20 protein-coding genes are annotated in these 25,662 nt (G+C 36.5%); 9 read left to right on the forward strand and 11 right to left on the reverse strand.

Going from position 1 to position 25,662, the window contains the following annotated elements:
- Nucleotides 1-70 precede the first annotated feature (70 nt).
- Entirely contained in the window at nt 71-1,198 is a 1,128-nt protein-coding gene (locus tag R3X26_RS00615; protein WP_317715187.1) for a glycosyltransferase, read from the reverse strand.
- A 1,174-nt stretch (nt 1,199-2,372) separates the two neighbouring features.
- Between R3X26_RS00615 and R3X26_RS00620 the strand changes: the two genes are divergently transcribed.
- Nucleotides 2,373-2,669 carry a hypothetical protein gene (locus R3X26_RS00620; RefSeq protein ID WP_317715188.1) on the forward strand — a complete coding sequence of 99 codons (297 nt, stop codon included), beginning with the start codon at nt 2,373-2,375 and terminating at the stop codon, nt 2,667-2,669.
- On the opposite strand, the gene R3X26_RS00625 is transcribed toward R3X26_RS00620, so the two are convergent.
- From R3X26_RS00625 to R3X26_RS00655, 7 genes are all read right to left on the reverse strand, one after another.
- A complete protein-coding gene (locus R3X26_RS00625; RefSeq protein ID WP_317715189.1) occupies nt 2,661-4,142 on the reverse strand; it encodes an oligosaccharide flippase family protein in 1,482 nt (493 codons plus the stop codon). The two genes, R3X26_RS00620 and R3X26_RS00625, sit on opposite strands and share 9 nt — an antisense overlap.
- Nucleotides 4,143-4,256: 114 nt before the next feature.
- The gene (locus tag R3X26_RS00630; RefSeq protein ID WP_317715190.1) at nt 4,257-5,039 is read right to left on the reverse strand and encodes a sulfotransferase; all 783 of its coding nucleotides are present in this window, start codon (nt 5,037-5,039) and stop codon (nt 4,257-4,259) included.
- 56 nt (nt 5,040-5,095) lie between these two features.
- Nucleotides 5,096-6,124, reverse strand: coding sequence for a glycosyltransferase (locus R3X26_RS00635; RefSeq protein WP_317715191.1), 1,029 nt, complete (start codon nt 6,122-6,124; stop codon nt 5,096-5,098).
- A 13-nt stretch (nt 6,125-6,137) separates the two neighbouring features.
- Complete coding sequence (locus R3X26_RS00640; RefSeq protein WP_317715192.1) at nt 6,138-7,088, reverse strand: hypothetical protein; 951 nt, start codon at nt 7,086-7,088, stop codon at nt 6,138-6,140.
- Nucleotides 7,088-8,848: an ATP-grasp domain-containing protein gene (locus tag R3X26_RS00645; RefSeq protein WP_317715193.1), complete on the reverse strand. Its 1,761-nt coding sequence runs from the start codon at nt 8,846-8,848 to the stop codon at nt 7,088-7,090. Before R3X26_RS00645 ends, R3X26_RS00640 begins: the two co-directional genes overlap by 1 nt.
- A 231-nt stretch (nt 8,849-9,079) precedes the next feature.
- Entirely contained in the window at nt 9,080-10,585 is a 1,506-nt protein-coding gene (locus R3X26_RS00650) for an oligosaccharide flippase family protein (protein ID WP_317715194.1), read from the reverse strand.
- Nucleotides 10,586-10,740: 155 nt separating this feature from the next.
- Nucleotides 10,741-11,871, reverse strand: a complete 1,131-nt coding sequence (locus R3X26_RS00655; RefSeq protein WP_317715527.1) for a GNAT family N-acetyltransferase — start codon at nt 11,869-11,871, stop codon at nt 10,741-10,743.
- A 205-nt stretch (nt 11,872-12,076) separates the two neighbouring features.
- On the opposite strand from R3X26_RS00655, the gene prsT reads away from it, so the two are divergent.
- The 3 genes from prsT to R3X26_RS00670 all read left to right on the forward strand — a co-directional run bounded on the left by prsT (nt 12,077) and on the right by R3X26_RS00670 (nt 16,102).
- A complete protein-coding gene (gene prsT, locus R3X26_RS00660) occupies nt 12,077-14,842 on the forward strand; it encodes an XrtA/PEP-CTERM system TPR-repeat protein PrsT (protein ID WP_317715195.1) in 2,766 nt (921 codons plus the stop codon).
- Nucleotides 14,843-14,939: 97 nt separating this feature from the next.
- Entirely contained in the window at nt 14,940-15,701 is a 762-nt protein-coding gene (locus tag R3X26_RS00665) for a serine protease (RefSeq protein WP_317715196.1), read from the forward strand.
- Nucleotides 15,698-16,102 carry a VanZ family protein gene (locus R3X26_RS00670; protein ID WP_317715197.1) on the forward strand — a complete coding sequence of 135 codons (405 nt, stop codon included), beginning with the start codon at nt 15,698-15,700 and terminating at the stop codon, nt 16,100-16,102. Before R3X26_RS00665 ends, R3X26_RS00670 begins: the two co-directional genes overlap by 4 nt.
- Here the strand turns inward: R3X26_RS00670 and R3X26_RS00675 are convergent.
- The 3 genes from R3X26_RS00675 to R3X26_RS00685 all read right to left on the reverse strand — a co-directional run bounded on the left by R3X26_RS00675 (nt 16,062) and on the right by R3X26_RS00685 (nt 19,142).
- Nucleotides 16,062-17,147: a hypothetical protein gene (locus tag R3X26_RS00675; protein WP_317715198.1), complete on the reverse strand. Its 1,086-nt coding sequence runs from the start codon at nt 17,145-17,147 to the stop codon at nt 16,062-16,064. The genes R3X26_RS00670 and R3X26_RS00675 overlap by 41 nt on opposite strands.
- A gap of 92 nt (nt 17,148-17,239) precedes the next feature.
- Nucleotides 17,240-18,124 carry a ThiF family adenylyltransferase gene (locus tag R3X26_RS00680; protein WP_317715199.1) on the reverse strand — a complete coding sequence of 295 codons (885 nt, stop codon included), beginning with the start codon at nt 18,122-18,124 and terminating at the stop codon, nt 17,240-17,242.
- 106 nt (nt 18,125-18,230) lie between these two features.
- Nucleotides 18,231-19,142 (reverse strand): N-acyl amino acid synthase FeeM domain-containing protein, encoded by a 912-nt coding sequence (locus R3X26_RS00685; RefSeq protein ID WP_317715200.1) that lies wholly within the window; start codon nt 19,140-19,142, stop codon nt 18,231-18,233.
- 687 nt (nt 19,143-19,829) lie between these two features.
- Here R3X26_RS00685 and R3X26_RS00690 point away from each other — a divergent pair.
- From R3X26_RS00690 to R3X26_RS00710, 5 genes are all read left to right on the forward strand, one after another.
- Nucleotides 19,830-20,720, forward strand: a complete 891-nt coding sequence (locus R3X26_RS00690; RefSeq protein ID WP_317715201.1) for a PEP-CTERM sorting domain-containing protein — start codon at nt 19,830-19,832, stop codon at nt 20,718-20,720.
- 243 nt (nt 20,721-20,963) lie between these two features.
- Nucleotides 20,964-23,009 (forward strand): XrtA/PEP-CTERM system histidine kinase PrsK, encoded by a 2,046-nt coding sequence (gene prsK / locus R3X26_RS00695; protein WP_317715202.1) that lies wholly within the window; start codon nt 20,964-20,966, stop codon nt 23,007-23,009.
- A gap of 149 nt (nt 23,010-23,158) precedes the next feature.
- Complete coding sequence (gene prsR / locus R3X26_RS00700; protein WP_317715203.1) at nt 23,159-24,499, forward strand: PEP-CTERM-box response regulator transcription factor; 1,341 nt, start codon at nt 23,159-23,161, stop codon at nt 24,497-24,499.
- Nucleotides 24,500-24,584: 85 nt separating this feature from the next.
- Nucleotides 24,585-25,337: a hypothetical protein gene (locus R3X26_RS00705; RefSeq protein ID WP_317715204.1), complete on the forward strand. Its 753-nt coding sequence runs from the start codon at nt 24,585-24,587 to the stop codon at nt 25,335-25,337.
- Between the two features lie 44 nt (nt 25,338-25,381).
- Complete coding sequence (locus R3X26_RS00710) at nt 25,382-25,639, forward strand: hypothetical protein (protein ID WP_317715205.1); 258 nt, start codon at nt 25,382-25,384, stop codon at nt 25,637-25,639.
- Nucleotides 25,640-25,662 lie beyond the last annotated feature (23 nt).

Consider the following 25,662-nt stretch of genomic DNA (forward strand, 5'->3'; position numbering starts at 1 on the left):
TTATTGCCATCACAGCAAGATAGACAATAAAAATCAAACAACCAGCAAATAATATTGTTTCCATAATCCCTCAGTTTTTCCGTAAATAAATATTTGTATATTGTTCCATCATAATCTGTTGATTAAATTCAGATACGATGCGCTTTCTGGCATTTATTGACATCTTATCTCTCAACTCTGTATTTGAATACAAATCAATCAAGCCAGCACAAAATTCACTGATATCATTTGGTTCTACCGCTAAACCCGTTTGTCCTTGAATCACCACTTCTTTTATTCCACCTACTGAGGTAACTAAGTGTGGTATTGACATAGACATTGATTCCAGCAATGTCATCGGTATTCCTTCTGCAATTGAACTCATCGCAAATATATCAAAGAGTGTATAGTAATCATGAACATTATTTCTAGCGCCTTCAAAATGCACGTTTTCAGTGATCACGTCACTATTAGATACATAGTTTTCGAGCATCTCTCTATCAGGGCCATCACCGACAATCACGAGCACGCTATCGCGATTAAAATCTGCACATTGTTGACAGGCTAATTCATAAGATTCCAGCAATAACATTTGGTTTTTTATACCGTGTAACCGGGCCACATGACCAATTACAAATTTATCTTTAAAAGGATTCTCTCTCTGTTCTACTTCAACACAACTCCGATCAAAATAATGGGTATCTATGCCATTTTTAATCAAACGTAATTTATTTTTCGGGATTTTTACGTCAGTAGACAGCCAATCATCCAAATCACCTGAAACCGAAATTATGCGATGAATAGCATGGCTACAAAAGCGTCGAATCAATTGATATTTTTTTACCGAACCATTCGGATCATATGTATCACGGCCATGTTCCGCATGAACACGTAAGTTAACTCTGGCCAGAAGAGCTATCCACTGATACTCGATTGTAGCTAAATTATAGCTGTGTAACACATCTGGTTTAATCTGTTTTAACAATCGATAAAGTTTGAAATATATTGAAGGATCATTGCCTGATTTCTTATTCAAAGAATGGTATTCAACCGATTGTGGAAGTTCGGTAATAAAAGCACCAACGTTAGTCAATGAAATGATACTGTGACGAAATTTTTCACTAGGAAGGTTATTAATACAATTTAATACAACTCTTTCTAACCCACCGACGTCAAAACAATAAACCAAGTGGCAAACATGTATTTTATCATTGTGCATTATAAAAATTTCTTTTATATAAATATATTATAATTTATACATAATTGAATGCTTAATGTCTAGCGTTCTAACACGCTATATTATAAACTTTTTAGCAAGTTTTTCGACACAAATAATATTTATCATAACTATATGAAAATACTAATAAATACACGATATTATTCTCACTATTTTTTGTAGCTAGTTTCTCAAAAAGATACAGCTTTCAAATAGAGCTGAGATATAACACTCGATACAGCTTCTTTTGCTTTACAACTATTTTATCACATGAAGGGTAAGCGCATAGGTTGATTGCTCTATATCCAAAATAAGCCAAATTTATCAAACAATAATCATGTTAAGAAAATTACTAGAAAAAATAGAAAGATTAAAATTCGAGAGAATCATCACCCAAATAGTAAAAACCGAATTAATTACATACAATTATAATGACAAAGTAAAAATTGTATCAATGGTAGGACACAATTCTTGTTTTATTTATCTATTTAATGGCAATAAAAACATTTATGAGTAATTTTAAATACGGACTTATTGTTGCGATTAGCGATAGCCCAATAACTAATGACGACCTCGATACTTTACATTAGCACATTGCAATTTAACTATTGTGAATGCAAATGATTTCAACACTCATGAAGGCCTTAGCTATATTTCCTGGAAGCGATTGTTTTGTGTCGCTAGTTTAGTAGAAGATAGCTACGTGATTCAACTTAATTCAGATATCATAGTAAATCGCCCACTTTCTGAAATTTCAGATAAAGTTGAACAAAATAGTGGATTCATTATCATGAATCATATGAGTTTAACAAATACATTATTAATCCATGTATTGCATCTCATTCAAAAATAACTAGCCATAAAGAAGAACTCCATTCAAGATATCAAAAAAATTAGACTTAATATGGTCAAGATCTAGTTTATTTTAAAAACAATGATGATTTTGTCTAATCAGATTACCTACTAGATAAATCACTTCATAATAGATTAGTTGTTGATGAACGTACTTTTAATTTAAAAATTCGATATATCTTTTTATAGAAAGAACCTGAACGAACAATGTTAAGTTTGATTAATAGGCATTTACAATGTAATAGCGTCGAAACAGTATTCAAACTAGAAGAGTATTATCTAGAACAATTAGCTATCCTCAAGAATTATTGGAGTAATTTAAAAAATGAAAAAATATATCAACTCACATGAATTGACAAATGAAACAGATATTATTTTAGCTAGACTCACTGATTTTTTAGATTTACCTTCTCCTTTAACCCAAACTTATGAAGTTCATTCCGATACTCAAATAGCTGGCATTGGAGATATGTCTGATAACATTCGAAAAGGAAAAATATTGAATTCAAATACGATTAAGCCATCAGAATATGCAAAACTAAACCTTGTGAATATAGAAAAATCAAAACTGAGTACTATTTGGCTATTGATAATTCTAAATACATTTTTCATTTTATTGTAGGTTCTTTATTTTAATCAAGTTCATAATCGGCAAAACAAAACTACTATATAAAAAATCATATTCTTTAACTTTAAATTTCAACAAGTAAATCATCAGCAGCATTGTAAACACATAAGTTATCGCACCTATAAGAATCAAAATAAACAAAGAAAAAATAGAAACATCCTCAAATAAATATGTGGCTACCCAACTTACATTCAATAACATTATTAATGAGGATATAAGTAAAGGGATATATAAGATAAACAACCTAAAGATTGAAAGATCAACACAGTACTTTAAGGTAAAAAGTAATAAAAACAACATTAGGCATGGTATTAACGCTCGATACAATGCAAACATTTCTAGTTCTAAAGAAATTGCATTCATTAATAATAAAACAACTATAAAAGATGTAACTAATTCAAAATAAAATTGCAACTTAACTCTGCCAGTAAGTGTAAAAATGTCAGTCAATACAGAAATTAACATACCTACAAACGTCATGCTTAAAAACAGATCGAAAAATGGTATTGCATCGTTCCATTTTTCACCAAAAACAATGGGTACTATAAGATCAGAAAGAGTGACGCCACCAACTACCACTGGCATATATATAATACTGAGAACTAATAATGATTTATGAATTTTATCCGCAAAAACTTTTGAATCATAAATATAATCAGATAAGCTAGGGTTGATTAGATTTTTGACTGGATCAATGATAAATTGTAACGCTGTTATTGACGACTCGAGTGCAAAATTATAAAGCCCAAGCTCTCCAATTGAGTAACTTCGGCTTACCATTATTCGGTCAAAACCTGACTTGGTATAGCTAACTATTCCTTTCAATAAAATCCATTTGGAAAAGGTCCATTGTTCTGACAGACCAATTAAAGATAATTTTAACTTATGTTTAACTATGAATTGACTTCCTAATGCATAAACAAAACTGAATAATACTTCTGCTACTATAACACCCCAATAAGTCTGATAAAGCACAACGATAACAATTGAGATTGTGCTAGAAAAAGACTTGGCACAAGCCTCTAAAAAAGCAATTTTTTTATACTCTAACTTTTTCATGTTAATAGTTAAAGCTGGACTCTGGAAACTCCTAAATATCGTGGATAAGCACATCACTTTTAAAACTAAACTAAGTTCAGGAATTTTCATAAAATTCGCAACAAGATCTGATAGCAAAAAAATCATACATCCAACTAAAAACTTAGAAAAAATGCTTATTGTCCATGCTGTATTAATTTGATCGTTTGATATGTTTTTTTTTCTTATAAGATAATTTTCGCTACCAACATTTGATATCGCGTTAAAAAAGGCTCTCGCGACAAAACATCCTGCTAAGATCCCAAAATCATATTTTGTTAAATTTCTCGCTAAAATAATCACAGTAAACATAGAGAGTATTTTTGAATACCAAGATACAGTTAGCATCCAGAAAGATGCTTTCATTACTTTTTTTACTTTGTCAGTCATTACTACACCGTACCAAACCTAAGCATTACGTTATTACTCATAACAAATATTTGTTATATTACCTATCATTACAATTACTACCCTTACGCACCCATTTTTGATGCTAATATCATATTACGTACCGCCATTAGGAGTATCTAGCGACAGCATGGTACATTTATTGATCATACCGTCACGTACTAGGCGATATTTTTCGTCACACTGTTGTATAAGCTCTTCAGGCAATTCGATATTGTTATATGATTCTCTACTTGCTCTTACTTTTCCTTGGTTAATATAAGAAGAAGAGTCTCCATGTTTTTTCGAACCGGTTAGTTCGAATTTCTTATATTCTGGAGATAAAGGTTGCCGTAAGCCTAACCAAGTCGATAACGACTCTAAGGTGTCTTCTGTACTAGAGATTAACGCTTCTGCGTCTAAATAATAGCAACGACTAAAATCATCAAATTGATTTAACATCGCACCTATATGCTCTACTCTCTCAAGGTAATAGTTCGCCGCACCTTCTACCGTGGCAAACTCATGCTCAGGTTCAACTTTTTGATACAGATTACAGGTACTCTGTATGGTTCTTGCTGGATTCCTCAGCATGAAAATGAACTTACAGTTGGACTTATCCATTATCGTCTTTCTTAAGTCATGTTCATTATGCAATAACTTGTCAAAATAGAAACGAGTTGGCTTTGAGTTTTCATGCTGTTGTTTATAAATTAACTGTTGGCGAATGAGACTCTTCCAACTGTAATAACCAATATGCATTTCATAATACCCAGAAATTTCATCTGAACTACCAAGTAAATGCCCAAATAAGCTTGTATTCGCCCTCATATGACTGATTAAAAAGATATGCTCTTTGGGGAAAATGATTTGTGGGCTTTTGATAAGTTGATGAATCATATATTCAGACCTAGATATTTATTAATTAGCTTGAGATACAAAGTGCAACGTCGCTACTATTCGATTGAACGACGTTTATCATTTAGTGAAGGTTTTTTTTTAAACGACATAATGGTTAAATACATCGAAAATGCAAACCACTGAGGCGTGAATTTCAATCCTAACGCCTGTCTTGCAAAGTAAGCTGCACGTTTAATATCTTGTCGCTCATAAAAACCTTGAGCCAATTTTTTTAATATATACATGTTACCAGTGGCACAATACTTAACCATTTGGTGATTTTTAGATAAAGCAATACCTTTTTCGTACACTCGTAATTGATAAATCAATTTTTCGGAAAAACTCACTAATGTAGACATATTATCTTTTTTGCTGACATCAGGAATATGGTGCTTTGATATTACTGCTGGGTTATAGAGTATATTATCAGACGCATCAATGGTTCGATTGTAAATATCACGATCACATTCATATCGAATATTTTCATCCATTCCGCCAATGCGTTGGTACAACTCTTTTCTAACAATACTGCAATTTAGATGTGCAAAGCCTTGGCTAGAAAGTAAAAAACCCAAGTCCACTTGATAACTGCCTGCACTATCACATTTTTGGTCAGCTAACTTATATTGCAGATCTTCGATCCAAACATTATTAGTTTGTTTGCTACCATCGGCAAAGTAGGCATCCTGATTTGTATAATAAGCATCAACCTGATCCTGAGAATGACTTATAGAATCATAAGCCTTCTGCAAATGCATATCATCAATCCAAAAATCGTCATCATCTAGAAAACAGACATATTCACCTTTTGCTTGATGGACACCATAGTTCATAGAGTAACTTTGACCATGACCGTTTGGGCGATGAACTAAACGACAAAAGGTAACCTTGTCATCCGCTTGGTCTTGTATTACTTGGTAGCGCTGTAAAAATTCGTCTGTTGAACCATCGTTAACAATAATCACTTCAAATCGGTCAAATTTTTGCGATAAAACCGAATCTAAAGCCAATTTAAATAGTTCAGGTCGATTTCTAGTCGGAATAACGACGGAAAAAAACGGGTCCACATGCGTATTGAGTTCCATTGGATGGCCTTCCTTATTTTTGTTTTGGCAATAGCGAACAACTATTTTCTAGTGTAAAAAACCATGAAAGATACTGAGCAATTTGACTTCTAAACTCCGTCAAGTCAGCTTGAGTATTTACGTATGGTGTTAGCCCTGGCTTAGCACTAGGCGAATGGAAAGACAAGATAAATTCCTCTTGGCCAACCGCCATTTGTGATTCTGTCACTTGTTTCATTTGCTTGAACGTAAAGCCTTCTGGCGAGAGTCTATAACGGCGAATCCTTAGAAATTTACCAACTAAACTTGAAAGCTTATTCTCGCCAATACGGGTGAACAATTCAGGATTCCGATTGAGATAATTGGTCAATGGTGGCAATAAAGACAAAACTGACCCTGTATGTGGAAAATACTGAATGTCATTTTGTGTAAAACAACGATTAGTAAACTGACTAAAATTCGGCCCTTGTTGGTGAGTAAAATCAACATAGGCACTAATGCTAAGATCAACCGAGTAACCCAACTCTTTCAGAATTTTAGCCGTATTGTCTCCAATTCCGTATCGACCGGCTAAGTAAGTCGTTGGTCTTACACCAGTAATGGTTTCGATTGTCTCGGTTAAGTATTTTAACTTTTGGTATTCCTGTTCCTGCTCTAAATTGCACGGATAAGAATAGCGACTCTCTATTTTATTTTGTTCATTTTCATATGGTGGATTAACCCAAGGATGAAGATGGGTAGCGAACTCAATATTATCCCCTTCTTGTTGTCGATAATAATCGACAACTTTTTGGCCACCTGCACTGGTAACAAACGCGTAATCCATTGCTAACGTTACTTTTCCGCCATGTTCAATAATCTGATCAACAACCGCAATGAGCCCATTATGGTGGGTCACTTGATGGTTTGAACGATAAAACCCACCATCCCAATCAAACTCTTCTTCAGCATGAATAACGACAGATAACTTAACTGCAGATGTCATCAATTTGGTCCCTTTGAAAGTGCCAATAAATTTAGCATTGAGTTTTCGATTTGCTGATAACAACCAAGTACCGTGTCTAAATCGCCACCATAAGGATCGTCAATTTCAGCGGATATCGACAATGAATTATCAACGAAGTCAGCCGCACAAAATGCGTGATTAATTCGATAATAAGAGGCTAATTTATCCTTATTTTTATCATCAAAGTAAATGATAATATCTGAATCTCCGATGTCCATTTGCGTTAACCATTTTGAATGATGTGCAGATAAGTCAATATTGAGACTTTTAGCTGCTTCAATTGCTTTTTCGGGGCTGTTACGCTGTTCTTGCAAATGAAAACCGAAAGAATCAACACTCAGCTGACTAGCTGATTGAGCGGCCAACAAACGAAAGCTCTGTTCAGCTAAAGGACTACGCATAATATTGCCATAACAGACAAATAAGATTTTTCTGTTTTGATTCACTTCGAATAGTTTTACTAACTTACGCCGAGCAACAATTCTGCGCACCCGTAAAAACAGACTACTCTTTCTCGCAATAGACCAACTAAGCGCTTTAACTATCGCGGTGACTTCAATGAAAAATGGTCGCATATCGGAAAGCGTAAAACTGTCGATCGTTTCGCTAGGTCCTAAAAAACGGAGTATATTCAGCATACGCAGTATCATGTGTTTAAACGCTGTAACGGTTGATTCTTTGTGTCGCTTTAATTCAAACTCTCTTTTAATCTCATAAATATCTGATGTTAATACCCGAGCATAAACATCATTGGCATAACTGAGGATAGGCTCACTTGGTTGGCGTTGATAATATAAATAATCTGCATACAAGCTTGGAAAGTCGACCCCAGCGAATACAGCCAGTGGCAGCGATCCCCAAAACCTTGCATTCACTTCGACTAATATCCATTCATTCGTCTCTAAATTGCGGCGATACTCAAACATCGCGACACCAGTAAGCTTGGTTTTTTTGCACACGGCTTTTGTCGCTTCAAGAAGTTGTGAATCTAGCGGAATACTTTTACGATAAGAACTGCCCCCACCTTCTTCTGGTTCTGCCACGCGCACATGGGCGAACGCTGCTTGCACTTCTCCATCCACAGATAAGACTGATACCCCTTCACCTTTACCTGTAAAAAATGCTTCGATTAAATAAGGTTGATTACTGGCAACATGTTTTTGATACGCAACATAATCGGCGTCAGTTTTAACAATAGCGACTTTTTGTCTTTGGTGTAATTTTGTGTGTTCAAAGGACTGCAAAGGCTTAACTACAAATTTGTCGCCAAATTGTTGTTGTAATGTGGAATAACTGGTACTAGAAAGATCTACAATCTGGCCTTTAGCAACCGGAACATCACACGCTAACGCGACCTGTTTCGTTTCCCATTTGTCAAACAACACATCTAACGCTTCCTGATTAGCGATAGCTAACTGCACGTTCGGTGACATGCGATTTTTAGCACTCCATAAAGGATAAATCGCTCTTTCATCACATGGGATAACGAGATCAATATTATAGCGCTCTATTAGCGCAATAACGTTATCAAGCCACTCGTTAGGACTGCAAGATTGGTAATTGTAGTATTGTGCCGACTGGATATGTTTACTTCTAAGTGCAGGACTTAATTGATCATAACAGACAACATGTACTCTATAGCCTGCTTTACCTAACGATCGTACGACAGATAAAAAACTGCGAGTATCTTCACCTAATACCAATACAGACGGCTTTTGCTTTTTATTTTTCTTCGCCATGGTTACTCACTTAACCTAAAATTCCAACATCCATCACTGACTCTGATTTACTTTGATTTTTATTCATTTTTAATATTAATTTACTTAACTAAACTGGCGATACTAGAAAATATTCGTCTATATCATCAAGACGTAAGCCTTAATCTGTGCGCATAAAAATCTCATTTAGATTGCCATAAAACCTTTATTTCAGCAAAATATTTGTAACAAAACATCAGGTTATTAATTTACTTATGCTCTGAATTTTTTACGAATTTTTAATACGCTATTGCACATGACTTTATATAAATAATCACTCTCTGAAAGTATATTCCTAGTCGCGAAAATAACGACTATCATGCTAGGTAAAAAAACTACAACACCACAAACAATTAAAATGCACAAATTAATCCACTCAGAAAACGCTAAAACGCTTTCAAAGTGTTCAATCACAAATAGCATAAATAAGCTAGGTATAACTGGTATAAAACAAGCACAAAATGCTCGCATACAATTGATATTCAAAACAGTTTTATAAACTAGGAACAGTAAAGGAATAAATAGTCCCACCAACCCTACTCTGACTAACGTGTACCCTTCTACACCGTATAACCGAGATTGCTCAGTAAAACTGACCTGATTAAGTGTCATAAAACTAAATAGTATCGCTGCGATCATTACGATATCAATGACGACTAAATACTTAACTTTATTCAAACTTATTAGCACGGTTTGTAACGCAACATTTAATGGCATTGACAACATCAGCAAACTGAGCAAACCCATTATTGGCGCAGCCGATATCCACCGTTCTCCCATCACGACCGCTACAATTTGATCTTGTAACGCATAGATACCAAATGCAGACGGCACAACCAAAATATAAGTAACTGTTAAATACCGCAGCAGTTTATCGTTCAACTCGTCTCTATTGTGAGAAATTTTTGTAATTCCTGCATAAAAAGAGGCAGTTGCTGGCGATATCAATTCGGAAAATGGCAACCATGCGAACTCTTGACTAACGCGATAAACGCCCACCGATTCGCTAGGCAGAAAACGTCCAATGAGCAACACGTCTAATCGAGAACGAATATACCCTGTCGCAGTAGAGATCATCACCCATTGTGAAAACGACCATTGAGTACGCCACAGTTTTGATGACCATTTCGGACGGTATGGATGTATCCAATAAGAACCAATGACTAGCATTAATTCACTAATGATACTTCCTAATATTAATGCCCAATAATTTTGCCACCATAGCGCTAGACCAATAGTAACTGGAAAAACAATCAGTTTAGTTATTACTGACAAACGTGCCAGTGGTTTATAGTTTAGCTCTCGCTCATAATGAACTAAACCAATATTTTTAAAACCACTGATAATTGGAAGGAAACTACAAAGCAATAGTACGTTTTTTAAAACGGGCTCATAAGTTAATTCTGCGATCAAATGCGAGAAAGCAGCAATTAACATAGCACAGCATAACTTTAGGAGAATATTTAATGACCAAGCACTATTAAGCAATTCATCATTACAATCTTCTGCTTTTATTGCATATTTTTCCGCACCAGAATCGGAAAACATAACAAATAAAGCAATAACAATACTTGCTAGTGCGGCAATACCAAAATCTTCCGGTTCTAGTAATCGAATTAGAATAATAGAACTGATAACGCCGATTGAGCGGTTAACCCACTTCGAAAGTAAATTCCAAATGTAACCAATCGCCATTTTTTTTTCTAATTTTGCACTCATTTAGCAATAGCACTCGTTGTATGCTTACTTATTATATTAAGCTGATTTTAGCGGCATCCTTGATGGTATCCTGTTATTCGGCCATCAAATGTTTATTAAGAACAAATATTATTGACCAGAAAACCCTCACCAGTAAGCTAGTTTGGCATCCATTATTATTTGCAATAATGTTGTTGCTTCTTTTCGATTATCTTTTGCTTAACTTTTCGGATCTGATTTTCACAAGAAAGTAGAGGTCGCGGATGTTCGAATTGATATACCGCCAAATTACCCTGCACATCAGAAAATGTCGCTTTATAGCGCGCAACACCTCCCATGAAGTCGTATATATCAACCCCTTCTTCTATTGCTTTTTCTATCAATAAATAATGAGCAACTAACCCGGGTTTATATTGAGGTTCGCTGTGTTTGTAATTCATCGCTCCAAGATAAAAATACACCCTATTCTTGTATCGAAAATTATAAACAATGCCAATCGTCTCATCTCCAGCTCGAACATGGTTTATTTCAATAGCAGAGGTTGAGAGCCCATTCTGTATTAATTTCATATGAAACTTCATAAACTTAGAATTATAAAAGCCACTTCCTTGCTTACCATTTCCCCAGCGAGCTTTATGATAAGGTTCTGCTATGGATAACAAATTTACGGCTTCTGGAAACGTAGTCGCTCTCTCTATCTTTATGTCACCAATTTCACTATATTTTCGTAAGCTGCGGGTAATTTGATAACGTGCGCTTCGTGAAATAGATTTGAGCAATGCATCTTTGCTTTGCTTAAGAGGCTCAAGCTGTAAAAAGTAGTGAGTTGTTTCCCACGTTGTTCGATCTAATAAACCCAATTGCTTGGTAAAACTGAAATCTTTAGTCCCACATGCACCAACAATTAATGCATCCGATTTGTTCATCCAATAAGCACAGCTAGAAAGCATCGCTGTACGAATCTCGGCTGCATGGTCGCTGGCGACTAGAAAATCATTGTATTCTATCCAAATCTGATCCTCTTGACCTATCCCTGTTCGATGCAAATAATGCTTACGTCTAAATGGATTCATTTTAGATAAAAAGGGTTGAGTAACTAAAATTCCTAAACCTACTGTTTTTCCATTTCGTCTTGCTTCAATAACGGTAAAATTTTCAACAAAAGTATCTAACCATGTGCCAATCCACAACCAACTTAAAAAGAAACTAGCTTGAGTGTCTTGTTCCAGCTCAATCCAAGCTTTTTCTAACCATTGTCGATCAGGGTTTTCAAACCACTCACATTGAATATTACTACGTTTTCGCACTGTCAAAATACTTCCTTATATATCTCTCATATTATGAGTAATAAAATTGTCACTCACGATATCGAGTCGTTCGGTAAAAATATAGCCTTTTAAGCGTAAAATATATGAGAACAAAGAAAAAAAACACATTACCACTTATATGCAGCAAATTTTAAGTCTATTATGAATAAGTTGACCCAATTGTTAGGCAAGTACAAGGAACATTATGTCTTATCAAGCGTACAAGGTTTTAAAAAAAATTGCATTCTTTAGTCTAGTTTCTACTGCAGTTATTACTAGTGGCACGACTTATGCCAATAAATATATAGAAAGTGCTGAAAAATATCTGCAAGAGAAAGATGTCAATTCAGCGATCATTGAATTAAAAAATGCAATTCAATCTACCCCTAAAGAAGCTCAACCAAGAATAATGTTGGGCGAAATCTATTTAAATCGTGGTAATTACCTTAGTGCGGAAAAAGAATTGTCTCGAGCTATACAACTGGGAGCTCAATTAGATACTGTATTGCCTGCATTAATTAGAACGATCGCAGCCCAAGGCCGAAATGATGAAGCAATTACATTGATTGATGACGCCTCAATTACCGATAACGAAGTACAAACAGAATTATTATCACTAAAAGCTCTGTCGCAACTAAACATTGGGGATGTATCTGGCGCAGAAGAAACAATCAAACGAGTAAAGGATGCGGGTGATACTCGCTTATACGCTCAGTTAGCTCAAGCTAGATTAAGCGCTGCTAAAAACGATATCGACACGGCTATGGTGTCAGTTGAAAGTATTTTAGCTGAAACAAAAGACAACAGTGATGTTTGGTTATTTAAAGGCCATTTAGATAGTGCAAAACAGCAATATGACGATGCGGTGACTAGTTATACAACCGCCTATGAATTAACACCGGATGCATTTCAATATACTATTTATATCGCTCGATCATTGGTTTATGCAAAGCAGTTTGATAGCGCAGAAAAATATATAGATAACATCCTAGCCCAAGCCCCAAACCATACTATTAGTAATGAGCTTAAGGCCACTATCGAATATGATCGTAAAGACTATGCTAAAGCCAAAGAATACGCCGATAGAGCCTTGCAAAACGGATCACAACAAATATCAACTTCCCTTATTGCGGGAGTTTCGGCTTATCAGTTAAAACTATTTGAGCAAGCGTACAGTCGACTTTCACAAATAGAATCTCAATTGCCAGAGAATCACTTTGCCAGAAGATTATATATCGCGACAGAACTTCATTTGGGATATATAGATGAAGCTATCGAATCAATGAATGATTTTAAAGTCGAATCTGAAAATGATAGCCAGTTTTTATCCACTGCCAGTTTACAACTATCTAAATTAGGTAGAGATGAAGAAGCGTTGAAGCTGGTTCAGAAAGTATCAGAAAACTCAGGTAATTCGACAGATGAACTGATGCTTGGGTTAATTAAGTTGTCAGGAGATGATGAGAGTGGCTTTGACAATATTCAGGCCGCGATTGCTCAACAACCTAATACTGACAAAACTCGCGTAGGCTTAGCTTACTATTATTTGAAGTTTGGTCGTTTCGAAGAAGCAAAAACGATCGCGGATGAATTATTATCCAACAACAAAGAAAATTTTGATGCACAATTACTTAAAGCACAAATACTTAAAGCAGAAGGCAATAGAGAACAATCAGAAGCTATTTTTAAATCAGTACTTGAATCTGAACCCAATAATGTACGAGCGTTAATTTACTATTCGCAACTATTAGCTGAGCAACAAGAGTTTGATAAAGCCTATCAAATGGCCTATCAAGCAAAACTACAAGAAGCGACTAATACTACGGCAAATCAAATTTTACTGTTAACTGGTAAACAGCTGGATCGTATTTCAGAAGTACTAGAATTGATCGATACACAATTAGCAGACGATCCGTCGAACATTACTTTATTGCATCAAAAAGCTCGTGCATTAACATTAGATAACCAAGCTTCGAATGCGGTTAATTTATTAGAAAATATTCCAGATACGGATAAAGGTTCTAAAACTTGGCAGCTAATCGGTGATGTTTACTATACACAAAAAAAATGGACAGATGCAGAACGCGCGTATGAACAATGGCTTGCTCTCACTCCAGCAAATCCACAAGCCTATGTTAGAAACATCAACATTAAGGAAATGACGAGAAAATATCTTGTTGGTGTCAATATAGCGGATAAAGCAGCAACCACTTTCCCTAATGACCCTCGATTCCCTATGATGAAAGCCGGTCTATTGTTAAAAGCAGGCCAGCCAGAAAATAGTCAACTGGTGTTGAATAGTTTAGATAAACAAGCGCAAGAAACGCCGCTAGGGTTAAAACTACAAGGGTTAATTTATATAGCGCAGAATGACTTACCCGCTGCAATTGAAGTCCATAAATTAAGATATAACAAACAGCCAGGATTACAGACGGCCAATGAGCTCGCCTCGATTTATGTTTTGAACGATCAACGCCAACAAGCGGTAGACTTTTTGGAAGATGTCATCGCCAAAGAACCGGAAAAAGCAAGAGCATTAGAAATTAAGCTCGCTGATCTACAGATTAGGTCAAACCCACAAGCCGCAATTGAAAAGTATCAAACCATTATTGTCAGAGAACCAAAAAACTTTGTTGCCGCTAATAATCTCGCGTGGCTATATATTAATAGTGGTGAATTTGAAAAAGGACACACACTTGCAGAACAAGCTTATAAACTGGCTAGTAAGAGTCCATTAGTCTCTGATACATATGGTTATAGTTTATTGAAAACGGGTCAAACTAACGAGTCGGTGAAGGTGTTACAATCAGCTTACGAGCAGCTACCTGATAATACTGAAATAGCACTGCATTATGCAGAAAGTTTAATCGAAAATAATCAAGACGACTTGGCTAGAACAGTATTAGCTGGTATCAATACTGAAGAACCGAACTTCGTTTCTCTAAAACAGACTTTAGAGAGTAAATTATAGATTATTAACCACTTTACCGTCATATTTCTTTGTTTGATAAAAGAAATAGTTTGATAAAGGAAATATGACGGGTAAATAAGCCAAATAAATCAATCAAATGACGACATTATTGCGATTACTTTACTGCTTTGCATTGTTATTTTCAGGCATCAATACTGCTTTAGCGGGGCTGCCAGAAACCATTGCGTCCATTAAGCCTTCTATCGTTGCTGTTGGTACATACAGTAGATTAGCATCACCGAATTCTCGCTTTTTAGGCACAGGCTTCGCCATTGCTAATGGCCAATATGTTGCTACAAACGCGCACGTTGTCCCTGAACAATTAGATTTGGGAAAAAAGCAGAAACTCGTGGTATTTGTTGGCCAAGGCCGTAGCCCTGAAATTCGTTCTGCGGAAGTTGTTGCTATTAACAAAGAGCAAGATATTGCGATATTACAGATTAGTGGTAAAGCGCTAAACCCTATGCAACTGTCGAGTAAATCAGTGCATGAAGGCCAAGATATTAGCTTTACTGGTTATCCGATAGGCTCAGTTTTAGGGCTATATCCTGTTACCCATCGGGGGATTATTTCCAGTATTACGCCCATTGCTATTCCAGCTCGCTCGTCTAAAGAGCTATCAATAAAACAGCTGAAAAGACTTAAAAACAACCCATATTTAGTGTATCAACTAGACGCTACCGCCTACCCAGGAAATAGTGGTAGCCCAGTCTATTACCCTGAAACAGGTGAAGTGATTGCGATAATTAATAAAGTACTGGTAAAATCAAGTAAGGAATCGTTATTATCTGATCCAAGTGCTATTACTTATGCCATTCCGATTAGTTATTTAAGTGAGATGTTGGATAGTCTGAAATGATGGATGATATTGTTAAGTTTTTCAAAGTAGCGTTACTAGCAAGTTGTACAGTACTCATTGGCTACTTATCTCTGGTTGATGATTCCGTTGACGATCCTCCGCCTGTCCCCGATCTCAATAGTTATGGTATTGAACACTTAGATAAATTGGCCCATTTCGCTGCTTACGGATTATTAATTTGCAGTGCACTATGGCTATTTTCATCCAGAAAAGGCGTAATACTATCTTGCCTAGCTATTGCTGTTTACAGCTTGTTACTTGAACTGGCCCAAACACTCGTTCCACTAAGAGAGCCTTCGATTAATGATTTTTTGGCTAACATTACAGGAATTGTGTTTGGTGTTCTCTTTATGCGAACCACTAATCTTGTAACAAAAAACTCTCAACTGGACGACGTCTAGAATAAGCAGCAGGTGGCGTTGAGTAACCAATGCGGAAAATAATAATCACCTGTTCGCTATCGGAATCTAACCCGATAAGTTGATTAAGTTTATTTATTTCAGTGGCTAAAAACCTTCTTTGCTGTTCATCGAAGCCTTCTCCGGCTACTTCGTTCATTCGGTAAATAAATAGCGGTAGAGCGCCAAACGGTTGGCAGTATAAGTCTTGATTGGCGTTGATTGCTAACCACAGGCGATGTAGAGCAGTCCCTTTAGAGAGAGTATCAGCATGCCTTGGCATAACTAATGCTCCAACACGAGCGGCATTTTGCAATGGCATTTTAGCGCCTCTAAAGGCCATAAAGTAATGCATGCCGAATTTGTTCAGTAGTTTGACAAAAGACCAAGATTTCAATAATGGCAGCGCCCAACAAAATATTCGCTCTAATCCCAATGTGTCGACTGCTAAACCATCGTTTTTCACATCACTCTGTTTGCCAAAGCGTAGTTTAGAATAAAAATCGTTATGCAACTCTTGATGGGTATAACGTAGACGATCAGTATCGGTAATAATATCCGTTAACTGATTTTTTTGTTCGCCAGTAAACCAATGAATATATGCATCCGAATATGATTGTTTTACGGTTGTTTCTAAATTATCAATAATGGTCGGTGAGATAACTTGGTCACGATAGTAAAATCCTCGATGAGTACTACGTTGATATATAGCACTGGTTAAAGGATCAACTTGGATATCTTGGCTAGGTTGAAACGAAAGAGAAGCGACCTTATATTCTGGTTGAGTAGCAGAGCATTTAGTAATGCTGGTCTGATAGCCTTTTGTCGACGCCGTGAGGCGAATGTTTTCTATTACACCACCACAACCTAACAAACTTGCATAGCAGTTAACATCAAAAAACATCCCTAAAAATCGTTTATCGAGATATAACTCAATACCATCATCCGTAAGTTTAAATTTCCACGGTTCACTGTTATCGGGAGAAGATGCCCGGATACCAGCAGAAACAAACTCAAGTAATACATCACGATCAATCATAGTTGCCACTTAAACCACCTTAAAATCTGATCACTGAAAAGACCATGTTGAATCAAGTTGAACTTGTTCAAATTGATTCAACGCAGCCATTAAATTAATAATTAACTCTGATCTAATAAGTGACGCTGACTAGCAAATTTCTTCGCTGCTAATATTCTCTTTATACGTTGCAATGGACCTCTATTACCCCAACGTAATTTACCCTTTCTATACACACAACGGTAAGGGTCGAACTGAGCATAATGTGGTGCTGCCATCGGTGGTCGTTTGTTGAGTAGTAAAATAAGAACTTCGGCAGTCAACATGCCTGTTGCAATATTACAAGCGCAAGATAACGACGGTCCAGCATGATCAGAAGAATCAACCTTACCGGTATCCATGTATTTCCAATGCGTGCCCCACGGTACTACACCAACAGTAAAGGCAATAAGCTGATCAAACAAATCCATGTCATCATTGATATCGAAATACTCTTCGAAAGTCATCCCATCCGGCATAAATACGTTTAATGTGCCTGAAAAACCTAGTGGAGCAGAAAACACCACTGGTTTGCCATGCTTCCTCGCGGTTCTGTACAAAAGAAGTCGAGCAGGCATCGCAAAAAAATCCACCGCGTCAACAATAACATCAGCAGAGCGAACAAATTCATCGATATTTTCTGGTTGAATCCCCTTATCAAATACGGTGATGTCAACGCCAGGATGAATATCACGAGATAATTCAGCCATTACTTCTACTTTTGACTGATCCACCGTTTTAGAAGTCGCACCTATCTGACGATTAATGTTTTTAATACTAAATTCATCAAAATCAGCAATATTAAACGCACCGATACCCATTCTTACTAAATCGATTAATTCTCTGCCGCCTAGCCCACCACATCCTGCTACCGCTACTCGAGCATTTTTTAATATTTCTTGTTCTTGCTCATTAACAAGTCCGAGATTACGGGTAACCGCTAATTTATAATATTCATCATTATCCATCGTTATTTCTATCCTTTATTATATCCTTGGAATTTTTGTTGACTATATTATCGTCTTGAAACTACTGTACTATTATCAGAATAATTAATACTCTAAAAACCAACATCTAAAAAGGAAATGACATCCCGACTTTATTATATTCAGATCGGAGCACCTCTAATTCTTGTCCTTCTAATGTTTCTATAAATTTGGTCTTTTTATTGGCAAAATATTCAATATGTTCTTCAGACAACGGTTTACCTTCCCCTTTCTGGCGATTGTATGTTTCACCAAAGAAGAAACGAAATAAATCCGCATCAAACTCACGACCACCGTAAAATTCTTTAGCCCTTTCTTTTGCTCTGCTAATATCTAACCTATGCCCTTGAACTCTATGCTTATAAGCGGCTGAATATGGCGTCAATTCACCAATTGGTTCGAATAAACAAACTCTTCTATAAAATCGAATATGTCTTTCTGTAACAGAACAACATATATCTGTAACGCCTTTCATTGCAGCAAATTGAAATAATAGCTTAAACATATGCAAGAAAACTTTATGTTTGGTGTATTTTGGGTCAACTGCAAATGCAACCACTTCAGCAACTTTACGGCCTTCTTTTCGCATTTTATCGATAGCTTCGCCACAAAATTCTTCCATAGGTAAACCCATGGGTCCATCCATAACTAGGGTGACAGTACCCACACAGATACCTTTACCTGTGTATTTTTCTGGTTTTTGGTCGGCTAGTTCTTCATGAAAGTTGGCAATAAATACTCGTGTATCTGGTAACAAATGATATTTAGTAAAACGAAGTCCTAAATTATCATTTTGTTGTAACCCTGTTTCTACATAGTTTTCCCATACCAATGAAAATGCTTTTTCCAATTCTTGTTTTTCAACCGCGATCTTATAGGTCACAGCACGCACCTCAGGTTTATCTTTTGTACTGTCTTTAGAAATACGCACATCTTTACGTCTTTCCACAGGTACATTCCTTCCGTTTAGCTCCGGTGCTTTAGTATGAGTATCAACCACACAATACTCCTTATTTAGTAATAAAATTAATTTAAGTAAGTAAAATTAGTATATAACAATTAACTAAAGCAGGAGAATGAATTACTCAAAAAAAAATGAATATTCTACCTATATCAAATAAAATAGGACTGTGTCGTATTATAAAAGCAATCAGAACCTCTCGTTATATAGTTTTTGATGCCGATTACCGCTTGATAATTAAAAAGTAATATACGTAATAATCATATTACTCAAAGGACAAATATCCGAAAATGGCAAACAAATATATCCATGGTTTACTTGCGGATAATAAATAAAATACTTAATGGTTATGTCAAGCCATTGTTAAGCCAATGTCAGGCACACCATAAAGATAAACATACGCCACAATGACAAGTGTCAGAAAATTTTACAACCTTGTCCGGGCGCATTAATAGATATAGTACTCAATTATAAGTTCATGTAAATTAACAATATAAATTAATGCTCTGAAACTTAATATTAATATTGATAATTAACTGGCAGCAATAAGTCAAACAAAGGTGACAGTTATTTTTACAGTTAGTCACCAGACCGTTAACACCTCACACAGCAAGCTTTATAACCATCTGATATTAAACAATAAAAAATAATTTTTATAGCTGGCATCAAAATTGCTTTAATCTAAGGGATAGTGACATCAAATCAAAAAAACTGAGGATGGCTTTTATGAACAAGCAGATAATTAAAACATTAGCACTAAGTGGAGCGTTACTACTAAGTAGTCAAGCTAACGCAGCTTATGTTAGCTTAGATGATCTTTCAACTTGGGGTATTAACTCTGCAGGTGGTGGTACTACTAGTGGTGTTATTCTAGCAGTCGACTATATTAACTTCGATGGCTACAGCTATACCGATTCTGATGCAAGCTTAACTAGCTTCACAGATTATGGTTATCTCTATGTAGGTAGTTACTACTACAACGGCACCGATGCTGGCGACCAATTTGCTTCATACCCTGATTATCAGGTTTGGGACCTACAGGATTACAACAACCCGATCACCGCTGAGTTCACAGATTGGACAGGATATTACACTAGCTATGATGCTAGTGAAGACGAAGTGAACTTTGCGTTCGATGCTGGAAAAACGATCAACTGGTATTCGGGCGATGACTTAATTTTAACAGCTGAAATTGTTAATGGTACTGGTGATTTAAACTTAGATGGCGATCAAAATGGTCAGATCAATATCCAATTTGAAATTACCTCAGCAGCAGAAGACTACTTCTTTGTTGACGTAAATGAAGATGGCGTATTTACCGACGATGAAGAACTTTCTTATCTATTGGGTCTTTATCCAGAAGATGAACCATATTACTTTGGTTACTCAAGTTCTACTAACCAAATTGTATCTGAATCTAACGACACTTTGGACGCCTTACTCGCTAGTCTTGGTGTAACTTATGATGAATTAACTGCTGACCGCGGTGACTTCTTTACACAGAATACTGGTAACTATTCTATGGCAACTATTCCAGAACCTGGAATGCTGAGCCTAATGGGTCTAGCTTTCCTTGGTATGGCCGGTTTCCAACGTCGCCGTAAGCAACAAGGTTAAGTTCTCACACTGTAATATTTCTGATACTGCAATTAAGATAGTGTGACTAGAACCTAATAAAAACTAAAAGCTTTAAGCCTCTCAAACCTCTGCCTTTACTCTGGCAGAGGTTTTTTATTTGCCAAGCATTTTTGTTAACAACAAGCTATTAAAAAAAAACAATTTAGGTAAACTATTATTCAGTTAGAAGCCATTGAGCACCTAAAAGTAATGGCACCTGTTAAAAATTAAAAGGATTGAACGTTGGATATACTGTTTGGTGTTGCAGGTTATACATTAACCTCGTTGGGATTTCTCTTTCTATTCTTATTATTACTCACGACCAAGCAGCATAGTCTCCAACGCCGTATTCTATTGTATTCTTTTTCTCTCGGTTCTTTATGGGCACTAAGTTCTGCCTTACAAATCCAGTATCAGTATTCCTTAATACAACATCTAGCTTCAGAAACGGTGCGTAATCTCAGTTGGTTTCTTCTACTTGCCAGTGCGCTAACCGATAAAAAACGATTATCAGCACTGCTCGTCTCTGACCCCATAGTTAGAACAATCAGCCTGTTTTTCAGCCTAATATTACTATTTGAACTCGCTTATCCTTGGTTGCTATGGCTCGACTACCGCCACATTTTAATGCTCCACCTAACCCAATCGGTTATTGGCCTGTGGTTAATTGAACAGCTGTATCGTAGAACCGAAAGACACCATCGCTGGGCAATAAAGCCACTTTGTTTAGGCTTAGGCATGACTTATGCGTATGATTTTTCTTTATATGCGAATGCCCTGCTAACCAATATTATTGATACCGGATTCTGGTATGGTAGAGGATGGGTCACATTACTTACTTTACCTTTTATTCTCCTTACTACTCGTAGAGTGAAACACTGGTCAACCCGCGTTTATATCTCAAGAGATGTCGTCTATCAAGGCACTTTACTACTGGTTGCTGGAGCTTATTTGTTGGTCATGGCAATGGCTGGATATTACATTCGCTATGCAGGAGGTAATTGGGGTAGTGCCGTACAGAATATCTTTTTTGCACTGAGTGGCCTGCTATTAGCCAGTCTATTTTTATCAGAAGTATTACGACGAAAGCTCAAAGTGTTTATCACTAAACATTTCTACGCCAATAAATATGAATATCGTGAAGAATGGATGCGCTTTGCTTCAGTTTTAGAAGAAAACATCGACTCTCCTTATCAAATCGCTCTTAATGCCATGATCCGCCCTTTTGACTGCGAATATGGCATGCTAGCCACAGTAGAAAGCGGCAAACTAAAACAACGAGCGTGTTATAACCTCAACATCGATTATAAGCCGAATGAGCAGATTTTACGTGACTTAGCAAAAGAAGCCATTAGCCAACGATGGATAATCGATATAAATGAACTGAAACAAGATAATAGCAAAATCCCATTTGAGTTTGACGCTCAACAGTTGTCAGAACTCAGCTGTTTTAGCTATATCGTTCCTATTATTAGTCAATCCGGTATTGGCAGTGCCTGTTTCATTTCAAAACCAACCTCTACACATTCATTAAATTGGGAAGATCGCGATTTAATGTGGGCAATAAGCAAACAGTTATCGGTCTACCTTAACCTTCATAATACCAACCAAACATTGGCGGAGAATCAACAATTCGATACCTTTAATCGTATGTCAGCGTTCTTAGCTCATGATCTAAAAAATGTACTGGCTCAGCTGCAATTACTGTCAAAAAATGCCACACGTCACCGACATAATCCTGAGTTTATAGATGATGCATTTGAAACCATCGATTCATCTGTTGCTCGGCTAACCAAAGTGGTTAACCATTTGAAAAAGAAAAATATCGACGTTAATTTCAATGAAACCTTTAATTTGGACCAGTTAGTTGAGCAAATTTGTACCGAAAGATCCGTATCAAAGCCTATCCCCTCTTTTGTGAGTCACACTAGTTGCGACATATCAATTACGACCGATAAAGAGAGGTTTGGCAGTACTATCGCACATATCATTCAGAACGCTCAGGAAGCGACCCCCAATCAAGATTGGGTGCGCGTTGCTACATCCATAAACGATAACGTTTATACTATTTGTATTGAAGATAACGGCCAAGGTATGTCTGATGATTTTGTAGAGCATCGGCTTTTTAAACCTTTTGATACCACAAAAGGCAACTCAGGAATGGGAATCGGTGCCTACGATGCGAAAAAAATGATTGAACAGTTAGGTGGCTATGTCGAAGTACAAACATCACCGGGTAAAGGTACTAAATTTCTACTCCATATACCGTTTGAACAAAATAACTTGTAACCGATATACCAAAAATGTCTCATAAATGAATAATTTATTTATGAAATTCAGTAAATAGCTTAACCGCTGCATATGCAATAAATATTATGTTGTCTCATTGCGCCCAACTCAGCTAATATTCAACTTGGGATATATAGGAATAGAATTAAATGGAAACACTACTTGTTATAGAAGATGATCTTGGCATTCAAAAACAACTTAAGTGGACTTTTTCCGATTATAGCTTCGTAGCGGCAACCGACAGAGTAACAGCTATCGCGGCTCTTCGTCGCCACGAACCAAGAGTAGTCACACTCGATTTAGGCCTCCCTCCAGATGAAGATAATGCCAGTGAAGGGCTTGCCACACTACAAGAAATTTTGACGCTTGCTCCAAAAACCAAAGTTATTGTCATTACCGGAAACGATGAAAAAGAAAATGCGCTAAAAGCTATAAGCATGGGGGCGCATGATTTTTATCAGAAACCTATCGATGACGAAATATTATCCGTTATTATCAATAGAGCTTTTTTTCTGGCAAATATCGAACAAGAAAACGAAAACCTTAAACGCTATTCTCTTGATAAGAATGGTTTTATTGGTGATAGTGCTGAAATACAACAAGTTTGTCGTTTAGTAGATCGTATTGCCCCAACAGAAGTCACCACTTTACTACTTGGCGAAAGTGGTACAGGTAAAGAGGTAATTGCGCGTTCGATTCATAATTTAAGTTTGCGAGAGAAAAACGCATTCGTAGCCATTAACTGTGCTTCTATTCCAGAAAACCTACTTGAAAGTGAATTATTTGGCTATGAAAAAGGCGCATTTACCGGCGCTCATAAAACCACTAAGGGAAAAATTGAATGCGCTGAGGGCGGTACACTCTTTTTAGATGAAATTGGTGATATGCCCTATTCACTTCAAGCCAAAATATTGCGTTTCTTACAAGAAAAAGTGGTCACGCGAGTAGGTGGAAGAGAAGATATTCCTGTCGATGTTAGAATTGTTTGCGCTACTCACCAAAACTTACAACAAATGGTTGAAAGTAAAGAGTTTCGAGAAGATCTTTTCTATCGCATCAGTGAGATTTCGATTAATATTCCTCCTCTGAGAGAGCGTGGCGAAGATATAATATTGCTTGCTCGATCTATTTTGCAAAGCTGTAACCAACAACTTGGTAAAAATATAAACGGTCTAAGCGATGATGCCATTCATGCACTGCTCCAACACAATTGGCCTGGAAACGTCCGAGAGTTACAAAACAAAATAAAAACCGCAGTAATAATGTCAGATGGAAAACAAATCAACACTCAAGATCTCAATCTTATTATTGATGAAAACAAAGAATCTATCGGACTGAACTTGAAAAAAGTGAGAGAAACAGCGGAAAAACAAGCAATTAGCAGGGCTTATTCTATATCAAATGGAAACATGTCAAACACAGCCAGTTTACTTGGAATCACACGCCCCACACTTTATGCATTGATGGAAAAATATGCATTGCAGAAATAGGTTATCTGGCCGATAATATATGTTGAGTGAATGTTAATTGAGTGTTTTGAATACATGCAAGTTTGGTATGTAGCTGGAGTTAAGAATGGAAGATAATAATATAAATAAAACCACAGGTGAAAATAACGAGGATAATTCTCAGTCATCTCGATTTTCGCGCCGTAGGTTTTTACAATCAGGGGTGGCGGCATCTCCTCTGCTTCTATCAGTTAAAAGCCCAATGGCTTGGGGTTGCGGTACATCAACTAATGGTAGTATTACCACTTATGTTTCTGGTAATGCTTCTGCAATTGGTAGCTGCACAACAGCAGATTGCCAGCCGCCTGAACAGTGGAAAAAAATATTCAAAGCTTACGAACACGATTCATTATACGCAATAAGAAAAGCCCTAGAATATAGCAATATTTATCATTCTAGTTCTTTCAGCTCTCTGTTTTTGGCCAATAGTTTTAATTGGCAAAACTGCAGTAATGCCAATTGGAAATATAAGTTGGTTAAGAATAAATGTAGTAGCAACACGTTTTATGGCTCGCTTGCAGGCAATGAGCAAACAAAACTAATTGTCAGAGTGCAAAATAAATACAATAGAAATCAGCGTTATGAGGCAGACATTTGTAACGATGATTTCCACAAAAATGTGACGTGTGGATTTTTAAATAGTGTATTAACGCCAGATGTCATTCGGTCTGATTACTATCCCACGGATATTAAGAATGCGGTAACACAATCTATTCATATGATCGCTACAACATTGGGTAATAACCGAAGCAGTAATGTACCTTACTCTACTCCACTTAAAAATTTAACCTCGAATTTGGCCTTAATGTGGCATCGATAGTCGAGTAATGAACCAAAACAACGTTAACTACAGCCGTGATTACAATGTCGAATAAATTCACTCTGCATCCATCATTTACCCTTGAGGAATGCATTTTTGTTGATAAAAATCTCGCTGTAGTTTTTAGTCCGGTGAAATCTGAAACCATGCTATGCGACCAATCGGTTATTCAGTTTTTATCTCAACTAGAATCCGACCCAAATTCTAGTTCGTGTACATTAGAATTTATCGACACCTACCCACAACATGCAAAAGATATGATCGATAAACTACTGACGATGAACATCATTCAATCTCTATAATTAAGTGACTAAAACGTGGTAAG

It is taken from the genome of Vibrio sp. TH_r3 (genome assembly GCF_033101115.1).
GTDB lineage: Bacteria > Pseudomonadota > Gammaproteobacteria > Enterobacterales > Vibrionaceae > Vibrio.

Bases quoted from the DNA above. Each gene is read 5' to 3' on its own strand.
- R3X26_RS00615 (WP_317715187.1), bottom strand. From the start codon at position 1,198: ATGCACAATGATAAAATACATGTTTGCCACTTGGTTTATTGTTTTGAC.
- R3X26_RS00620 (WP_317715188.1), top strand. From the start codon at position 2,373: ATGAAAAAATATATCAACTCACATGAATTGACAAATGAAACAGATATT.
- R3X26_RS00625 (WP_317715189.1), bottom strand. From the start codon at position 4,142: ATGACTGACAAAGTAAAAAAAGTAATGAAAGCATCTTTCTGGATGCTA.
- R3X26_RS00630 (WP_317715190.1), bottom strand. From the start codon at position 5,039: ATGATTCATCAACTTATCAAAAGCCCACAAATCATTTTCCCCAAAGAG.
- R3X26_RS00635 (WP_317715191.1), bottom strand. From the start codon at position 6,124: ATGGAACTCAATACGCATGTGGACCCGTTTTTTTCCGTCGTTATTCCG.
- R3X26_RS00640 (WP_317715192.1), bottom strand. From the start codon at position 7,088: ATGACATCTGCAGTTAAGTTATCTGTCGTTATTCATGCTGAAGAAGAG.
- R3X26_RS00645 (WP_317715193.1), bottom strand. From the start codon at position 8,848: ATGGCGAAGAAAAATAAAAAGCAAAAGCCGTCTGTATTGGTATTAGGT.
- R3X26_RS00650 (WP_317715194.1), bottom strand. From the start codon at position 10,585: ATGAGTGCAAAATTAGAAAAAAAAATGGCGATTGGTTACATTTGGAAT.
- prsT (WP_317715195.1), top strand. From the start codon at position 12,077: ATGTCTTATCAAGCGTACAAGGTTTTAAAAAAAATTGCATTCTTTAGT.
- R3X26_RS00665 (WP_317715196.1), top strand. From the start codon at position 14,940: ATGACGACATTATTGCGATTACTTTACTGCTTTGCATTGTTATTTTCA.
- R3X26_RS00670 (WP_317715197.1), top strand. From the start codon at position 15,698: ATGATGGATGATATTGTTAAGTTTTTCAAAGTAGCGTTACTAGCAAGT.
- R3X26_RS00680 (WP_317715199.1), bottom strand. From the start codon at position 18,124: ATGGATAATGATGAATATTATAAATTAGCGGTTACCCGTAATCTCGGA.
- R3X26_RS00690 (WP_317715201.1), top strand. From the start codon at position 19,830: ATGAACAAGCAGATAATTAAAACATTAGCACTAAGTGGAGCGTTACTA.
- prsR (WP_317715203.1), top strand. From the start codon at position 23,159: ATGGAAACACTACTTGTTATAGAAGATGATCTTGGCATTCAAAAACAA.
- R3X26_RS00705 (WP_317715204.1), top strand. From the start codon at position 24,585: ATGGAAGATAATAATATAAATAAAACCACAGGTGAAAATAACGAGGAT.
- R3X26_RS00710 (WP_317715205.1), top strand. From the start codon at position 25,382: ATGTCGAATAAATTCACTCTGCATCCATCATTTACCCTTGAGGAATGC.